This is a genomic window from Ammoniphilus sp. YIM 78166 (assembly GCF_004522215.1).
Classification (GTDB): domain Bacteria; phylum Bacillota; class Bacilli; order Aneurinibacillales; family RAOX-1; genus YIM-78166.
The window spans coordinates 419506-436578 of sequence record NZ_SDLR01000004.1; the positions used below are offsets into that span (position 1 = coordinate 419506).

General features: G+C 44.9%; 14 protein-coding genes. 11 read left to right on the top strand and 3 right to left on the bottom strand.

Features of this window, described 5'->3' with window-relative positions; all coding sequences use genetic code 11:
• The first annotated feature begins 65 nt into the window (after positions 1–65).
• On the top strand, positions 66–647 hold the full coding sequence (locus EIZ58_RS18730; protein ID WP_134702394.1) for a DUF5366 family protein: 582 nt from the start codon (positions 66–68) through the stop codon (positions 645–647).
• Here the strand turns inward: EIZ58_RS18730 and EIZ58_RS18735 are convergent.
• Positions 636–2504, bottom strand: a complete 1869-nt coding sequence (locus EIZ58_RS18735) for a transglycosylase domain-containing protein (protein WP_134702395.1) — start codon at positions 2502–2504, stop codon at positions 636–638. The genes EIZ58_RS18730 and EIZ58_RS18735 overlap by 12 nt on opposite strands.
• Positions 2505–2565: 61 nt before the next feature.
• Between EIZ58_RS18735 and EIZ58_RS18740 the strand changes: the two genes are divergently transcribed.
• Positions 2566–3264: a glycerophosphodiester phosphodiesterase gene (locus EIZ58_RS18740; protein WP_134702396.1), complete on the top strand. Its 699-nt coding sequence runs from the start codon at positions 2566–2568 to the stop codon at positions 3262–3264.
• Between the two features lie 26 nt (positions 3265–3290).
• On the opposite strand, the gene EIZ58_RS18745 is transcribed toward EIZ58_RS18740, so the two are convergent.
• Complete coding sequence (locus EIZ58_RS18745) at positions 3291–4337, bottom strand: YheC/YheD family endospore coat-associated protein (protein ID WP_134702397.1); 1047 nt, start codon at positions 4335–4337, stop codon at positions 3291–3293.
• Between the two features lie 149 nt (positions 4338–4486).
• Between EIZ58_RS18745 and EIZ58_RS18750 the strand changes: the two genes are divergently transcribed.
• From EIZ58_RS18750 to EIZ58_RS18780, 7 genes are all read left to right on the top strand, one after another.
• Complete coding sequence (locus tag EIZ58_RS18750; protein ID WP_134702398.1) at positions 4487–6106, top strand: M20/M25/M40 family metallo-hydrolase; 1620 nt, start codon at positions 4487–4489, stop codon at positions 6104–6106.
• 110 nt (positions 6107–6216) lie between these two features.
• Positions 6217–7836: a spore germination protein gene (locus EIZ58_RS18755; RefSeq protein WP_134702399.1), complete on the top strand. Its 1620-nt coding sequence runs from the start codon at positions 6217–6219 to the stop codon at positions 7834–7836.
• On the top strand, positions 7833–9053 hold the full coding sequence (locus EIZ58_RS18760; RefSeq protein WP_134702400.1) for a Ger(x)C family spore germination protein: 1221 nt from the start codon (positions 7833–7835) through the stop codon (positions 9051–9053). Before EIZ58_RS18755 ends, EIZ58_RS18760 begins: the two co-directional genes overlap by 4 nt.
• Positions 9054–9060: 7 nt before the next feature.
• The gene (locus tag EIZ58_RS18765) at positions 9061–9288 is read left to right on the top strand and encodes a hypothetical protein (protein ID WP_134702401.1); all 228 of its coding nucleotides are present in this window, start codon (positions 9061–9063) and stop codon (positions 9286–9288) included.
• Positions 9289–9299: 11 nt separating this feature from the next.
• Positions 9300–10409 carry a GerAB/ArcD/ProY family transporter gene (locus EIZ58_RS18770; protein ID WP_167577793.1) on the top strand — a complete coding sequence of 370 codons (1110 nt, stop codon included), beginning with the start codon at positions 9300–9302 and terminating at the stop codon, positions 10407–10409.
• Positions 10384–11553 carry a GerAB/ArcD/ProY family transporter gene (locus EIZ58_RS18775; RefSeq protein WP_134702403.1) on the top strand — a complete coding sequence of 390 codons (1170 nt, stop codon included), beginning with the start codon at positions 10384–10386 and terminating at the stop codon, positions 11551–11553. The genes EIZ58_RS18770 and EIZ58_RS18775 overlap by 26 nt, the downstream gene beginning before the upstream one ends.
• Positions 11540–12634 carry a GerAB/ArcD/ProY family transporter gene (locus EIZ58_RS18780; protein WP_167577794.1) on the top strand — a complete coding sequence of 365 codons (1095 nt, stop codon included), beginning with the start codon at positions 11540–11542 and terminating at the stop codon, positions 12632–12634. Before EIZ58_RS18775 ends, EIZ58_RS18780 begins: the two co-directional genes overlap by 14 nt.
• Positions 12635–12651: 17 nt before the next feature.
• On the opposite strand, the gene EIZ58_RS18785 is transcribed toward EIZ58_RS18780, so the two are convergent.
• Positions 12652–14019, bottom strand: coding sequence for a sigma-54 interaction domain-containing protein (locus tag EIZ58_RS18785; protein ID WP_134702405.1), 1368 nt, complete (start codon positions 14017–14019; stop codon positions 12652–12654).
• A gap of 224 nt (positions 14020–14243) precedes the next feature.
• Between EIZ58_RS18785 and EIZ58_RS18790 the strand changes: the two genes are divergently transcribed.
• A complete protein-coding gene (locus EIZ58_RS18790; RefSeq protein WP_134702406.1) occupies positions 14244–15434 on the top strand; it encodes an ornithine--oxo-acid transaminase in 1191 nt (396 codons plus the stop codon).
• A gap of 43 nt (positions 15435–15477) precedes the next feature.
• Positions 15478–17046: an L-glutamate gamma-semialdehyde dehydrogenase gene (pruA, locus tag EIZ58_RS18795; protein WP_134702407.1), complete on the top strand. Its 1569-nt coding sequence runs from the start codon at positions 15478–15480 to the stop codon at positions 17044–17046.
• Positions 17047–17073 lie beyond the last annotated feature (27 nt).

The window sequence follows — 17073 nt, forward strand, 5'->3', positions numbered from 1 at the left end:
GTTTTTTGTTTGCACCTTGAACACAAGCGATGCTTCTTTGTATAGTAGAAAAGAATAACCCTTCAATGTTAGGTCGTGACGAACCACAAGTGAAACGAATCTATTATTTTACCCATTATCTTTCCTTTTTTTCTATTCTACTATTTAGTACAGCCTTTTCTATTCATACGGAATTATATATCCTGCAGAAATTAAATCAATTTGGCATCTATCAGAGCTTTATGGATGTTTTCTCAGAGAGCCATATTAAATTAACCCTCTGGTTTGTTTTATTTTTGTTGTACTTTATGGTCTTCTCGGCGATGAAGCTGATCTCTGATATGATGCTGGAGCTCTCCCTCTATTTTTTCTCTAAGGGGGATCGGCATCCTGTCGTTCCACGCCATTCGGGTGGACTTTATTTCCTCATTCATAGTGTGCTAGCCGTTTTCTTTGTTCAATCGTTTGCCATTCTGGTCTTTCTTTATCTGTTGGGAAATCTCATTGTGTTTTCCTTTATTTTATATCATCTCAAAGACCAGTTCACCTGGATGGGAAAAGCAGGGCTCCTATTCATGCATGGTTTCTTTTGGTTGGTTTTCTTCACGACCGTCTTTTATGCCGGACTTAAGCTCTATAACGGATTTATGCGTAGCCTAGGGGTCTAGGGATTGCATAAGCTCCTTCCAAGCACGAAGATGCGGTTGGTTTCTTTCTACCCGGGCTAGGCTGGTGGGACGGTCACTTCCTAACCAGATTCCGGCCGTATACCGAGGGGTTAATCCAATGAACCAGAGATCTTTCACCTGATCCGTTGTGCCTGTTTTTCCACCAAGGTAAGAGCTAGGGAAGTCGACCGTCCTTGCGGTGCCTTCTTTTACTATTTTGGACAGCATGTCGCGCATTTTTTCATTGGTGGAAGGGCTCCAAACGGTCACGGGCTGTTGTTTCCATTCATAAAGGAGGTTTCCCATGCGATCCGTTACCTTCGTAATGGCACGAGCAGGGAGATACTGCCCTTGATGGGCAAAGGTAGTATAGGCATTGGTCAGCTCAAGCGGCGACATTCCATGGGTAAACCCGCCAAGAGCAGCCGGCAATCGATGGTCTTTGGAGGTTACTTTGGCAAAGTTAAACGATTGTAAAAAAGAAAATCCAGTTTCAGGTCCCATCTCCCTAAAAACGCGTACAGCCGCGGTGTTCAAGGAGTATTTTAACGCCATCTCAATTGAGACCTTCCCGTACTGACGTCCTCCGTAATTCTGTGGGCAGTAATTGCCGATACATAGAGGGTCTGCACGGATCAAGGAAGAAATCGGTACCTGGTTCTTTTCTAGATAGGGGGCATAAACAAGCAACGGCTTAATGGTGGAGCCCGGTTGGCGATAGCTTTGGAAAGCCCGGTTAAAGCCGAATCGCTCGACTTCCTTTCCCCCTACGAGTGCCACAATTTGATGGTTCTGATGGTCGATGACAGCAATGGCCCCTTCAATCTGGGCTTGGGGAACATGCTTGATTAACACCTGTTTGGCTCTCTCCTGAATAGAAGGCTGTAAGGCGGTATGAATCATGACTCCATCTTCATGGAGAAGCTGTTGAACTCGCTGCTCAAGCTCTTTTTGCAGCTGTTCTTTCTCAGGTCCAGCTAGCTGAAGGAGCCTTGCTTTATACCCTTCCTGTATAGAGATGAGCTCTGTAAACTCATGATACACATAGGAAGTGTAATCATGATAGGCGTGGATCGGCTTTCGGACTTGAAGTTGAATCGGTTGCCCGACGGCGGCTTCATATTGCTCAGAGGTGATAAACTGCATCTCCAGCATTTTTTTGAGGATCCACTTTTGACGCTGAATTGTATTCTCATAATGCTGTAGGGGGTTATAATAGGACGGGTTGTTAGGAATCGCGCATAAAAACGCAGCTTCACCCACCGTAAGCTGATGGGAAGGGCGCCCAAAATAAAATTGACTAGCGGCCTCGATCCCATAAACTCCGTTATGAAAAAACACAGCATTAATATAGAGTTCTAGAATTTCTTGCTTGGTCAGTTTGTTTTCCAATTGGTAGGCAAGGATAATCTCCTTAAGTTTGCGGTCTACGGTTTTTTCATGGCTTAAATACAGATGGCGAATCAGCTGCTGGGTGATCGTGCTCCCGCCTTGTTCCATCCCATCCTTTTGCAAGTTCACGATAAAAGACCGAGTAATCCCGGAAACATCAAAACCTTTATGGTCAAAAAAGTGCTGATCCTCTGTAGCGATAAAAGCATGAATCACGTTAAAAGGAATCTCCTGCCACGGGAGATATCGTCGATTTTGCTCACCAATGATTTCCTCGAACAGGGATCCATTCTGATCATAGATAAAGCTATTCGTGATTAAGGTGATTCCTTCTGGCTTGACCCACTCTTGGAGCTGCTGTGAAAATTCTCGGGATAACCTGAGCTCATCAGCTATATTCTTTAACAGAGTGGTATAAAGCAGCAGACAGAAAATCATCACAAGAAAACCTAGACTTTTTCTCATGTTAGACCTTCCCTCATTTCGCTGGCCTTAGGTCACAATCATTAAAAGGAGGACAAAAAGCATGAATAGATGTATGGCTCATCGCGGCTGGTCTTCAAGAGCCCCAGAAAATACGATGGCTGCTTTTCAATTAGCCTTTCAAGAGCCTCGAATTCATTCGATTGAAATGGATGTGCAGGTCTCTAAGGATGGCGTACCTATCATCATACATGATTTTACCCTAGATCGTACTACGAATGGAACTGGATTTGTCTATCAAACTCCCTATTTAGAACTCACTCAGTTAAAAGTGGAGAATACAGAAAGAATACCGACCTTAGAAGAGGTTCTGCAGGCTGCGAGAGGGAAGTGTCGTTTAAACCTGGAATTAAAGACCGCAGGAGGCTTATATCAAGGAATAGAGAAAAAAGTAGTGGAGCTCGTTCAAAAATATCAAATGGAGCAGGAAGTGTGTCTTACCTCCTTTGATCATCAGGTGATACGAGAGGTAAGGGATCATTCCACCAACATTCAAACAGGTCTCATTCTAAGCGGAATGCCGACGTTACTAGAAGACCAATTGAAGTATACGGGAGCCACCATTCTTTCCATGGAATATCCCTTTATTACGAAGCCATTCGCTGAGGAAATGATCGGAAAAGGGTACCAGATTGTGGCTTGGACGGTGAATAAGCAAGAAGAGATTGAACGGGTGATGAAGATTCACCCTCAGATTGAGATCTGTACGAATTACCCAGATCGGATGTTTCCATTTATGTAAAAAAAGAAACCGGAGAGATCCGGTTTTTACTTTTTCTGATCTAAAAGGTAACGAGCATATTTGATCGGGTTGACCAAACTCATTCGATCGGCTTCAAAATCCGAGATTTTTTTGTAGAGGGTTTTGCCAGGCTTGATATTTACTTCAATAATCCACACCTTCATATCCCGGTCGACAGCAATATCTAATCCGAGGTCCACTAGTCTCTTATTATAGGCTTTCTCCAGATAGTCTGGTATAGCATAGGAAATCTCGCGAATTTTACGTTCTAATTGATTAGCGGCCTGGGCTGAAAACTGCTCTTTAAGAAAGGGGTAAACTGGAAAGGCGTGGCCTCCTCCGCTCAGGTTAGAGGTAATCTTTCCTTGGCTTCCTTGCCTAACTCCCATGCCTGTTAACGTCCACTTACCCGACCCGTCTTTTTGCATCAGCACACGAATATCATAGACGGTGCCTTTTCGATCGCGAATATCGATCCACTTCTGCACAAGGTATCGCCCTTTTTTCACCTGGGATGGAAGTTTCCAGTTAGAAGAACGATAATTCTTTGCTTGGTTGCCCGTTTCCTCCACGATCGATCCATCTCCTTGTAAAGTAAGGCGGATAATGCCGCGCCCCCCTTTTCCATTTACGGGCTTGAGCATAACAGAACGATGCTTCTTTAACATGTCTAAGACACTACTGGAGGAGGAAAGGAGTATAGTGGGGAGTAAATGGGGAAGTAATGAGGGGAACTTGGATAGTTGTTGTTGGATGGTCCATTTATTACCTAAACCATAGCCGAGAAAAGGAAGCTTAGGATGAGCTTTGACTCTTTTTACTCTCTGTAAGGCAGCTTGACTAGTATAATAGCCAACATCATGAGAGATTGAAGGGAAGGGGCACGACTCTTTTTTCCAGCTCTGGCCGCGGTTGACGTAGCCTAACACCCGTTGTTTTTTTAAGTCTACATCGTTTGGCGTAAATAGCACGACCTCTGAAAAGCCTTCGTTTAGAGCGATAGGGACGAACTTCTGAAAGCGTGAGAAGTCCATCCTGGTGTCTGTCATGATGCCAAACACTCGTTTATTCATCGGGATCACCTATCTATTAGTGGTTACAATACAATATTCTAGGACTTCGGAAACGGGAAGACCATTGCTAGAAAATGAGCAGATGTTCTTGTGGTAGAGAGGAATAGTTGATATATTCGGTTTGCAGGATAAATGAAGGAGATGCTTACATGAGCTTATGGCGCACAAAAGAACAGAAAAGGCAGTTGTTACTTAATCTTGTTAAACATCCCAGTGTAACCGGGAGTAAGGCAGAAGTAGAGGTTGCTGAGTATGTGGTTCAACAATTGAAACAACTCCCGTACTTCAGAGAAAACGAGAATGATGTTCAATTAAACCCTACAGGTGATGATCGCTATTTCGTAACCGCTTTAGTTCGGGGTAAATCCTCTGGGAAGAAAACGGTGATTTTAGTCAGTCATTTTGACGTGGTCGATATTCAAGACTATGGGCAATGGAGAGATCTTGCGTTTGACGCCAATCAAATAACAAAGACCTTTTATCAGCACCAATTAGATATGCCCAAAGAAGTTCAGGAGGATATGAAGGAAGGGCAGTGGCTGTTCGGAAGAGGGACCATGGATATGAAATGCGGTCTAGCTCTTCATATGTCTTTACTCGAACAAGCTGCAGATGGAGAGTTTGATGGCAACCTTTTGCTTCTCTCCGTTCCTGATGAAGAAGTGAATTCTGTGGGGATGAGAGCGGCTGTCCCTGTTCTCCTAGAGTTGGCCGAGAAGCATGGGTTGGAGTATCAAGTGGTGTTGAATTCGGAACCGATGTTTGCGCGCTTTCCTGGTGATAGAACCCAATATATTTATTCGGGCTCCATTGGAAAGGTACTGCCTGGCTTCTTATGCTATGGAAAAGAAACACATGTCGGCGAGCCTTTATCTGGATTAAACGCCAATTGGATGGCTTCCCAAGTAACGTGTGAAATAGAGCTGAATACTGATTTTTGTGAAGTCGTGGAAGGCGATGTCACCCCTCCTCCTACGAATTTGATTCAAACCGACCTGAAGGAGGAGTACTCGGTTCAAATTCCCCATCGAGCTGTAACGTTGTTTAATTTATTCTTATATGAACGTTCGATGGATGAATTGTTGGCGCGTTTGAAGACAGCAGCTCAAAGTGCAGCTCAGAAAATCGAACAGGCTTATGCCCAGCAGGCTGAGTATTTTGCCCAATTGGAAAAGTCTACGCCAGGAACCATACAAGTTAAGGTCAAAACGTTTGGAGAACTGATGGAGTACGCGATCAACACGTTTGGACAAGCCAAAGTTGATGAGATCGTTTCCCGTGTGGCGGCCAATCGAGGAAGCAAAGACGATCGGGACGCTACCATTGCTTTAGTTGATGAATTAGCTATCCTATGCAAGGACTTGTCTCCGATGATTATTGTTTTTTTCGCCCCTCCTTTTTACCCTGCAGTCAGCTCGAGAAACCATCCGTTGATTCACCGTGTGGTCGAGGAGATGATTGACTTCGTGAAAGAACAGGAAGGCTTGAACTGGGTAAAGCAAAATTACTTTGGAGGGATCTCTGATCTTAGTTATGTAGGGCTTCAGTTTCCTGTCGATCAAATGAGTCCCTTGGTCGATAACATGCCATTGTGGGATAAAGGGTATTCTTTGCCTCTCGATGCCCTCGCGTTATTTGACGTACCGGTCCTCAATATTGGTCCTGTTGGGCGAGATGCGCATAAATGGACAGAGCGATTAGATGAACGATATGCGTTTGAAACGCTTCCCGGCTTATTGGAGGTGGCGATTAGAAAAATTTTAACATAAATATGAATGACCGCTTCCTTGCGGTCTTTTTTTCATTTTCTTTGTCTGCTGTTGGTACATAATCCCATTCCATCCAGAGAAGGATAATCTTTAAGGAGATGTGATGATTGATGGGATTCCGCAATGCTTTGAAGAAGGTCTTTCGAAAAGATTCAACCCATACACCGCAGGTGAAAAAGGAATCTAGCAAACCCATACAGTCGAGCTTGAAGCAAAACATACAGAAAATAAGGGATCTAACAGGAAATAGCAGTGATATTTCGATACGTGAATTTCCGCTAGGAAGAGAGGGTGATATCGAACTAGCCGTTGTCTATACGGAAGGATTGGCGGATTCTAAATCTGTTAATGAATCATTAATTAAAAGCTTAATGATTGACATTCGGCATAGCAATATCAGCCATAATGGGACAGCAGGCAAGGATGTCCTTACGATCTTGCAGGATTATTCCGTATCGGTAGGTTCGGTGAAGAGAGAGCGGGAATTCGAAAGGCTCCTGAACGCTATATTCTCCGGCGATACCCTTGTATTAGTCGATGGCTATGAAGAAGCGTTAGTGGTTTCCTTAAGGGGATGGGAAGATCGAGGAGTTCAAGAGCCTACGGCTCAGACCGTGATACGTGGGCCCAAGCAAGGCTTTACCGAGACCTTGCGGACTAACACGGCTTTAATACGGAGGAAAATCAAAGACCCAAACCTCTGGGTGGAAAATAGGGAGATTGGACGGATCACAAAAACGGACGTAGCCCTTATGTATATTAAAGGTATTGCCAATGAAAAGATCGTTGAAGAAGTCAGAACCCGAATAGACCGGATCGATATTGATGGTATTTTCGAGAGCGGATATATCGAAGAGCTGATTCAGGATGAAACATACACTCCATTTCCCACCATTTATAATACAGAACGTCCGGATACAGTAGCGGCGTGTCTTCTGGAGGGGCGAATCGCTATCATTGTGGACGGAACCCCTTTTGTATTGGTTGTTCCAGCTTTATTTGGGCAGTTCTACCAGGCATCCGAAGACTATTACCAGCGAGCGGATATCGGAACCTTGCTGCGGCTCTTGCGTTATCTATGCTTTTTTATTGCTCTATTGGGTCCCTCTCTTTACATCGCGGTCACGACCTTTCATCAGGAGATGCTGCCAACGCCGCTTCTGATCAACCTAGCGGCCCAGCGCGAAGGAGTTCCATTTCCTGCCTTCGTGGAAGCTGTCATGATGGAGGTTACGTTTGAGATTCTGCGCGAAGCGGGCGTGCGGATGCCAAGAGCCGTGGGGCAGGCGGTTTCAATCGTGGGGGCGCTGGTTATCGGACAAGCTGCGGTAGAAGCCGGCATTGTCTCTGCTGCCATGGTCATCGTCGTTTCGATTACCGCCATTGCCAGCTTTGTTATGCCGGCATTCAATATGGCCATTTCCGTGCGGATTCTGCGATTTGGCCTGATGGTGTTGGCTGCATCCTTCGGGTTATACGGCATAACGATTGGTTTGATTGCCCTCGTTTTGCATTTGTGCAGCCTCCGTTCCTTTGGCGTTCCGTATATGTCTCCGTTCGCCCCGCTGATCGCTGAGGATCAGAAGGATATGATCTTAAGAGTACCCTGGTGGGGAATGTTTTCGCGTCCCCGGCTGATCAGCCAAAAGAATGTTGTGCGTGAGGGAACTCCACCCACCAAGAAGCCGAATCCCAAGAATCGCCAAAGTGAAGGAGAACAGCAATCATGAGGAAAATCGTTCAGCTTCTCATTCTGGTCGCGATTTGTACCCTCCTTTTGTCGGGATGCTGGAACCGCAGGGAATTAAACGAGTTATCGATCTCGTTGGCGATGGGGATCGATAAGGAAGGAGATGAGTTTGTCGTTACCCATCAGGTCGTCAATCCCAGTGAGGTCGCCGGCAGCCAAGGGGGGGGAGCAGGCGGTGCCCCTGTAACTTTATATCAAGGAAAAGGAAAAACTGTTTTTCAAGCGAGCCGTAAGATCACGAAAGAAGCCCCCCGGAAAATTTATGCTGCCCATATTCGGGTTCTCGTTATTGGGGAAGCATTTGCTAAGGAAGGCATGGCCAAGGCATTGGATTTCGTATCTAGGGGGCAGGAGTTTCGCACGGACTTCCATATCCTTCTTGTTAGAGACGGGAAGGCAGCAGATGCTTTGAGAGTTTTGACCCCCTTAGAGACCATCCCAGCTAATGAAATATTTGATACCCTAGAAACCTCGGAAAGGGCTTGGTCGTCAGCGGGTACGATCCAGCTGGATGAGTTAATTAACGACTTGGTTAGTAAAGGAAGACAGCCTTTCCTGACAGGGATTCAGATTATGGGAAATAAACCGGATGGAAATGAGACATCGAACCTAGAGGCCATAGATGTCCCCACACGGATTACAGTTGGCAACTTGGCCGTTTTTAAAGGAGATAAGCTGATCGGTTGGCTTTCGGAAGACGAGTCAAAAGGTCATAACTATGTAACGGGACGGGTTACCAGCACGATCATAGCCTTGCCATGCGGAAAAAATGGGGAACAAAATTCAGTTGCTGTGGAGCTCATCCGAGTAAAGGAAAAACTCAAAGCGCGCATGGAGAACGGCAAGCCCAAAATTCGGGTGGAAATCGAAGGGGAAGGCAATGTGGCGGAGGTTGAATGCTCCGAGCTGGATTTATCGAAGACGGGGACGATCACGGTACTGGAAAAAAAGACGAACGAGAATGTGGAAAAGCGTATCAATCAAGCAATACAAGTAGCCCAAGAGAAACACAAAGTAGATATATTTGGTTTCGGTGATGTGGTGCATCGGGAAAGCCCAAAGTATTGGAAGAAAGTCGAAGATCATTGGGATGAAGTCTTTGTCGGCATGGAAACAGAAGTCAAAGTGGATATCAAGCTCAGGCGTACCGGTACGGTTGGGGATTCTTTTCTTAATGAGATGAAAAAGGAGAAGTGAACAGGCCATGTTTGGTGTGCTAGGTATTCTTGCTGTATCTGCCATCATCTCTTTCCGAGAGATACAAATCTTAAGGAAGCAAAACATGAAAAGGGACTTATGGGCATTTTGCTTTTTCATGCTGCTTGCCACAGGCATGATGGCTGCGGAGGTATTGGCTCTTCCCATTCCTAACCCGATGGAAGGGTTAGCGGCCATTTTTTCTCCTATTAGCGGCTGGTTTATGATGGAATGAGGTGGATCACGATGGAAAACGGGAAGATTAATGCTAGGCATTTTTTTCTGCTGTCCGTCTTTTTTATCATTGGAACCGCCATCTTGACGGTTCCTTCCTGGACAGCACCGATTGCGAAGCAGGATGCCTGGATGGCTGTCATTCTGGGGGTTATTGTCAGCTTTCTGGTAATGAGGCTGTATATCTTCTTAGCTAAGCAAATGAAGGAGCATACGCTTGTAGAATATAGCCAAAAAGTGCTGGGAAAATGGTTTGGGGGATTGGTTTCTCTATGGTTTATTCTTTTTAGTTTGTTGATGGCATCTGCCTTAGTGTACTATGTCGGCAATTTTATGGTAACTCAAATCATGCAAGAGACCCCGATTCAGTTTATCAATGCATCGTTTGTCTTGATTGTTCTAATGGGGATTCGCCTGGGGCTGGAGACAATCGGACGGGCAGCGGAAATCTTAGTTCCTTGGTTTCTGTTGATGTATCTGATTACGGTCTTGAGTGTACTTCCTGAGGTTGATCTCCATCTTTTTCAGCCCGTTTTTGAGAATGGAATGAAACCTATTGTATTTGCTTCATTCTCTTATATTTCGATATCGGGGTTTGCCGTCGTCGTCTTGCTCATGTTTTACCCTGCCAATATCAATAGAGAAGGAAAAAAATCCAAATTTTTGCTTCATGCAGCTTGGGTCGGCGGTTTATTTACCATCGCGATTACTATAGTCACCCTTTTGATACTGGGGCCTGACCAGGCTGGAAGACAAATATACCCTACCTATACCCTAGCGAAGAAAATCTCGATCGGAGATTTTCTTCAGAGGGTGGAAGCGCTGGTTGCGGCCATGTGGGTTCTGACTCTATATTTTAAGACTACTTTTTATTTCTTTGCCAGCATCAAAGCGGTAGCACAGCTCCTTAAGCTACAGAGTTACAGGACCTTAACGTATCCGATGGGCATGATCCTCATTACCCTTTCGTTAATCATTTACCCGAATACTGTATATATGAATTACTGGGATAGCCATTTTTTCGTTCCCTATGCCCTTACGGTAGGATTGGGGATTCCTGTGTTGCTTTTGGCGGTAGGGTCATTGCAAAAAAGGTATGAAGCCAGAAAAAATCAAGCCTAGTGATGTAGGAAAGGATTCGCAGATGGAGAAGGTGAGAATTAGTCCTAACCAGCTCTTATATTTAATTATCTTATTTGAATTAGGCAGTGCAATTGTGATTGGATACGGAATGGAGGCAAAGCAGGATGCCTGGCTAGCCGCCTTGATAGCTATGGGAGTAGGAATCGGTTTGTTTTATTTTGTCTATCGCCCCATCTTTAAGGTGTATCCGGATATCCCGCTTACGGCCATCTTGGAAAAGGTCTTTGGGAAATACCTAGGCAAGCTGCTCGTTGCGGCCTATGTATGGTATTTTGCCTACTTGGCATCACGGGTTCTAAGGGATTTTGGAGAGTTATTATTAACGGCTTTTCTTGACCAAACGCCATTGAGTGTTGTTATCGGATTTATGCTCTTGGTGGTTATGTATGCGACCTACTTAGGAATTCAATCGATTGCCAAGTCAGCGGAAATCTTAATTGTGGTGATTGCCATTTATCTAGGTGGCGGAATCAGCCTGGTTTTCTTTTCAGATGTCTTAGAGCCCCAGAACCTTTTACCTTTTTTGGAACATGGTTTGCAGCCTTTAATAAAGACCGTTTTTCCAACGGCGCTTACCTTTCCTTTTGGCGAGATGGTCGTTTTTCTTATGATGATGCCTCTCCTAACGAACCCGGGACTCCGGGTGAAAACAGGGATCTTAGGTATGCTGATTGCTGGGACGCTGATTGCCATCACCACGGCTATTGATATTGCCGTGCTGGGACTTTATCGAGCATCGAATGCAACGTTTCCCTTGTTGCTAACCGCTGAGAAATTAAAGGTAGGAGATTTCTTAGAAGGGATGGATGCCTTTGCCCTGTCCATGCTCATTATCTGTGGTTATTTTAAAATTACTGTGTTTTTTTATGCTGCGGTTGCCGCTGGAACCGGGTTGTTTGGAGTAAAGAAGGGGAGAGTTATGATTGTTCCAATAGGTCTTACCGTGATTGTGACTTCGATCTTCATGACATCCAGCTTTGTTGAGCATATAGAGACTGGATTAGAGTTTGTTACATATTGGATTCACCTCCCTCTCCAGATCGGGATTCCCTTCCTGATATTAATCGGAATATGGATCAAAAAGTTCAAGCGTGATAGGGGTGAGCGACTTGGAGAAAGTTAAGTTAAATGCTTTTCAATTCTTCACCTTGAAGGTTCTTTTTGGGATTGGGACGGCTATGATGTTTACGTTAGGAGGGGAGGCCAAACAGGCTTCCTGGCTGGCCATTCTGATTGGTATGCTTGGTGGACTGGTGGTTTTTGGTATTTATTATTCTTTATATCGACAGTATCCTGATTTGCCCCTGACAGAGTATAGCAAACGAATTCTAGGTAATCCTTTGGGTTTGCTCCTTGGATTTGCCTATTTTACCTTTTTTCTATATGGCGCGTCGCGGAATGTAAGAGATGGGATCGAATTGGTGTCTCTGTCCTATACAGAAACGCCGGATATAGCCTTGGGAATTATTCTGATTACTGTGGTGATGTATGGGCTAACCAAAGGGATTGAAGTGATTGCAAGGGTTGGAGAAATCTATTTTATACTCTTTGTAGTTATCACGATCCTTGCCATTATTGCTTTGGCTGGCTCTGATGTCATAAATGAAAATCATCTGCTTCCTGTCTTGGATCCAGATTGGAGAGCCATTCTCCATACCGCAAGATCGGAAACCTGGATGTGGCCCTTTGGGGAAATGATTTGCTTTGCGATGATCTTGCCTTACCTTAACTCTGCTAAGGCTGCCTTAAAAGTAAGTGTCTTAGGTATAGTGGCAACGGGTCTTTATCTGGCTATGGTGCACGCTCTTGAGATAGCTGTTCTAGGTGTGGATCTAACCGGGCGCTCCGTGTTTCCTTTTATGGAAATGTCCCAAAAAATCAATGTGGGGGATGTAATTCAACGCTTAGACGCCTTCGTCATGGTTACCCTGATTATCAATGTCTTTTTTAAAATCAGTATTTATATGTCTGCAGCAGCCATTGTCGCTGTAGAGTTATTTCCTTTAAGTAGAAATAAATTAATCCTAGCTATGGGAGTTATTGTATTGACCACATCCATTTTGTTTACAGGGAGTATCGTGGGTCATTGGGCTCAAAGTAAATTTATACTTAGATATGTCTACCCCATATTTGGCGCCTACATCCCAATGGGTTTGTTGGTCGTCCACATGGTTCTAAAAAAAAGGAAAAAACAACAAGCGTAAGGGGACAACTGAGCCCCTTACGCTTTAAATTTCCTCAACCGATACTGCAAGCTTTGGCGGCTCATGCCTAATTGAATGGCGGCTTTGGAAATGTTCCCCCCGCACTCCTGCAGTACTTTCTGGATATAAAACTTCTCAAATTCCTCCACTTGGCTTCTTAAGTCCCGCTGATAGCTAGTGGGTTCCCATGAAAGAGCGGCAGCCACGGGTTCGATGCTCTTCGCTTTTCGACGAAGATGGTGGATAGGCAGATGCTCATATTCAATGTGAGTGCTCTCTCCAATGAGGTTCATCGCCCCTTCAATCATATGCTGTAGTTCTCGCACATTTCCGGGCCAATCGTGTTCCATAAAAAACTGATAGACCTCTCGGCTAATGCCCTGTACCTCCAATTGGAATAGACGATTGTATTTCTCAATAAAATGATCAACAAGCAGGAAGATATCTTCCCTTCGATCACGTAACGGCGGAATGAATAACGTCACCACACCTAAGCGATAAAACAAGTCCTTGCGCATGCGCTGATTAGAAATCGCTTCGATCGGATCTTCGTTAACGGCAGCTAGTATTCGAACATCAATTTTTCGATCGCGAGTATCCCCTATTCTTCGTATTACTTTTTCTTGTAAGGCATGCAACAGCTTCGCTTGAAGAGGGAGACTAAGAGAGTTCATTTCATCGAGAAACAAGGTTCCAGACTCGGCTTGTTCAAATAAGCCCGGTCGTTCAATGGCACCGGTGAACGCTCCTTTCATCGTGCCAAACAGAAGACCTTCAATAAGGGTATCTGGTAGAGCCGCACAGTTTTGCGATAGAAAAGGAGAGGCCGAACGGATACTTGCATAGTGAATGCTCTGGGCAAACAGCTCTTTTCCTGTGCCCGTTTCTCCTACGATGAGAACGGAAGAGGAGGTTCGGGCGGCTCTTTTGGCATTTTGAATCACTTCCTGAATGGCTGGGCTTTTACCGATGATGCTGTCAAAGGTATACTTAATGGTTCCTTTATCAAACAGGTTTTCACGAATCATTCGCTCTACCTTGGTCACATCATTAGCAATCTCGATGGCACCATAAATTTTCCCTTCCCGCATGATCGGAAAAGTATGATTGATGGTTGTAATTTCTTTTCCCTTGGCATTGAGGTAGGTTTGCCGGACATTCTTTACGGAAAGTCCTTTACGCAAGGCTTGTAGTAGTGTGCTGTCTTGTTCGCTAGGAAATTGGAACACATCGAGGATGTTTTTATTGATGACATCTTCTTTTTTCATGGCTTCGATCTCGGCCATTTTTCTATTATAAAAAATGGAGTTTCCCTGTTCGTCTACGACATGGACTCCTTCACTGATTTCATCGAGGATCTCTTCTAATATCAGTTCCCTATCCAAGCTGATCCCACCTTTCTTCTATAATGGATTTTACCATGAATCCTTTAAGTGCAAAAGATGTTTGCTTCTATTGCGCAAAAAAATGTGGCATAGCCAAATGATTTTGCGTTTGGAGGTTGAAAAATCGTGTTTAGAACGAAAGTTTGGGTTGGCATATAAATTGCATAAATAAAAAGAGAGAAGAATAAGGTTGGGCGAAGCTCTTATTAAAGGAGGCTTTTTACATGGATACAAGGTATATCATAGAAAAAACAGAGAAGTTCGGCGCGAGAAATTATCATCCTCTGCCTATCGTTATATCCAAAGCAGAGGGAGTATGGGTAGAGGATCCAGAAGGCAATCGTTATATGGATATGCTTAGCGCTTATTCTGCCTTAAACCAAGGTCACCGTCATCCCAAGGTTATCCAAGCGTTAAAGGATCAAGCGGATCGCGTAACATTAACCTCACGTGCATTTCATAACGATCGCTTAGGAGAGTTTTACGAAAAGCTATCGGCTCTCACCGGCAAGGATATGATTCTTCCGATGAATACGGGAGCTGAAGCGGTAGAAACGGCCATTAAAGCGGTGCGTCGTTGGGCGTATGAAGTAAAGAAGGTACCTGAGAATCAGGCCGAGATTATCGTATCCGAGGGCAACTTCCATGGAAGAACGATTACCGTGACCTCCTTCTCTTCAGAGGAAGCCTACAAGCGTGGGTTCGGACCGTTTACGCCAGGATTTAAAATTATTCCTTACGGGGATATTGAAGCTCTTAAAGCCGCGATTACTCCGAACACGGCTGCTTTCTTAATTGAGCCCATTCAAGGAGAAGCCGGCATTGTGATTCCAGAAGAAGGCTTCCTCAAGGCGGCATATGAGCTGTGTAAAGAAAATCAGGTGGTTTTCATTGCGGATGAGATTCAAACGGGATTTGGCCGAACGGGAAAACTGTTTGCTTCCGACTGGGAGGGCTTCAAGCCGGATATGTACATCATGGGTAAAGCCCTTGGCGGAGGGGTATTCCCTATCTCAGCTGTAGCCGCTAATGCGGATATTCTAGGCGTATTTGAGCCGGGTTCTCATGGTTCTACTTTCGGGGGGAATCCGCTGGGCTGTGCTGTAGCGATCGCATCGATGGAAGTGCTAGAAGAAGAAAACCTCGTGGCACGTTCTCTCGAGATGGGCCAGTATTTTATGGGGAAATTAAAAGAAATTAAAAATCCGATGATTAAAGATATTCGCGGTCGGGGCTTGTTTATTGGAGTAGAGCTTCACGAGAAGGCAAGACCTTACTGTGAGCAGTTAAAAGAAAAAGGACTATTATGTAAAGAAACGCATGAAACTACGATTCGTTTTGCTCCGCCGCTTAATATATCCAAGGAAGATCTGGATTGGGCTATCGGGCGCATAAATGAAGTACTTCAAGCTTAAATAAGATATAAAAAATGCAAGGCTGAGAGGAGAAATGAAAAAAATGACGACAAGAACCATACCCGCTTTTGTAAATGAGCCTTTTACTAACTTTGGTTTAGAAGAAAACAAGCAAGCCATGCAGGCTGCTTTAGCTAAAGTAAAGGCAGAATTGGGGAAAGATATCGCGCTTCATATTGGCAGTGATAAAGTGATGACAGACGATAAAATTGTTTCAATCAATCCTGGAAACGTGGATCAGGTGATTGGTCGTGTAAGCAAAGCGAGCCAGGAACTAGCGGAAAGAGCAATGCAGGTGGCGTTGCATACCTTTGAGACCTGGAAGAAGGCTCCGGCTCGAGAAAGAGCGGAGTATTTGTTTAAAGCTGCGGAGCTCATGCGCCAGCGTAAACATGAATTCTCTGCAATGATGATCTTTGAGGCGGGGAAGAACTGGGCTGAAGCAGATGCGGATACGGCAGAAGCCATTGATTTCATGGAATATTACGCACGAGAAATGATTCGCTTAAGTGAAACGAATACGCATCAGCCGTTGGTCAAGATCCCCGGGGAAGACAATCAGCTCAGCTATATTCCACTGGGAGTAGGGGTTGTAATTCCGCCTTGGAATTTCCCGTTGGCTATCTGCGTAGGGATGACAACGGCCGCTGTCGTTTCCGGTAACACTGTTCTACTTAAGCCTGCTTCCACGACTCCTGTTATTGCTCATAAGTTTGTGGCCTTGATGGAAGAGGTGGGTCTGCCTGCTGGGGTGATTAACTTTATCCCTGGAAGTGGAGCTGAAGTGGGAGATTATCTAACCACTCATCCTAAGACTCGTTTTATTAGCTTTACCGGTTCGAAGGAAGTGGGTCTTCGTATCAACCGGTTGGCTGCTGAAACGGCTGAAGGGCAAATTTGGATTAAACGAGTTATTGCTGAGATGGGCGGAAAAGACGGGGTGGTCGTCGATGAGACGGTGGATCTGGATGAAGCAGCAGATGCCATCGTAGCTTCAGCGTTTGGATTCCAAGGTCAAAAGTGCTCAGCAGGCTCTCGCGCCATCATCGTCGAATCCGTGTACGATCAAGTGGTGGAGAAGGTAGCGGAGCGCACGAAAAAGCTAGCCATTGGTTTGCCGGAAGAAAACTATCCTGCGGGACCTGTAGTGGATAAAAGCGCGTATGAAAAAATCTTGGAGTATATCGAAATGGGTAAAGGTGAAGGTCGTTTGCTCGCCGGTGGAGGAAAAGCCGAGGGGAACGGCTACTATATACAGCCTACCGTGATCGCTGACGTAGCGGGTAAAGCTCAAATTATGCAAGAAGAGATCTTTGGACCGGTTCTGGCTTTAGCTAAAGCAAAGGATTGGAAAGAAGCAATCGACATGTATAACGATACCGAGTTCGGATTAACTGGATCTTTCTATTCCAAGGACGAAGAGCGTATTGCTTACGCACTAGAGACCATGCATTGCGGGAATTTATACATTAACCGTAAGTGTACAGGAGCACTAGTGGGAGTCCATCCATTTGGCGGTTTTAATATGTCTGGTACGGATTCAAAGGCAGGCGGACATGATTATTTGCTTTTGTTCACGCAAGCGAAGCTAACTTCAAGAAAAGTAAAGTAAAAGGTGGAAGGCCAGGGAGCAAAACTC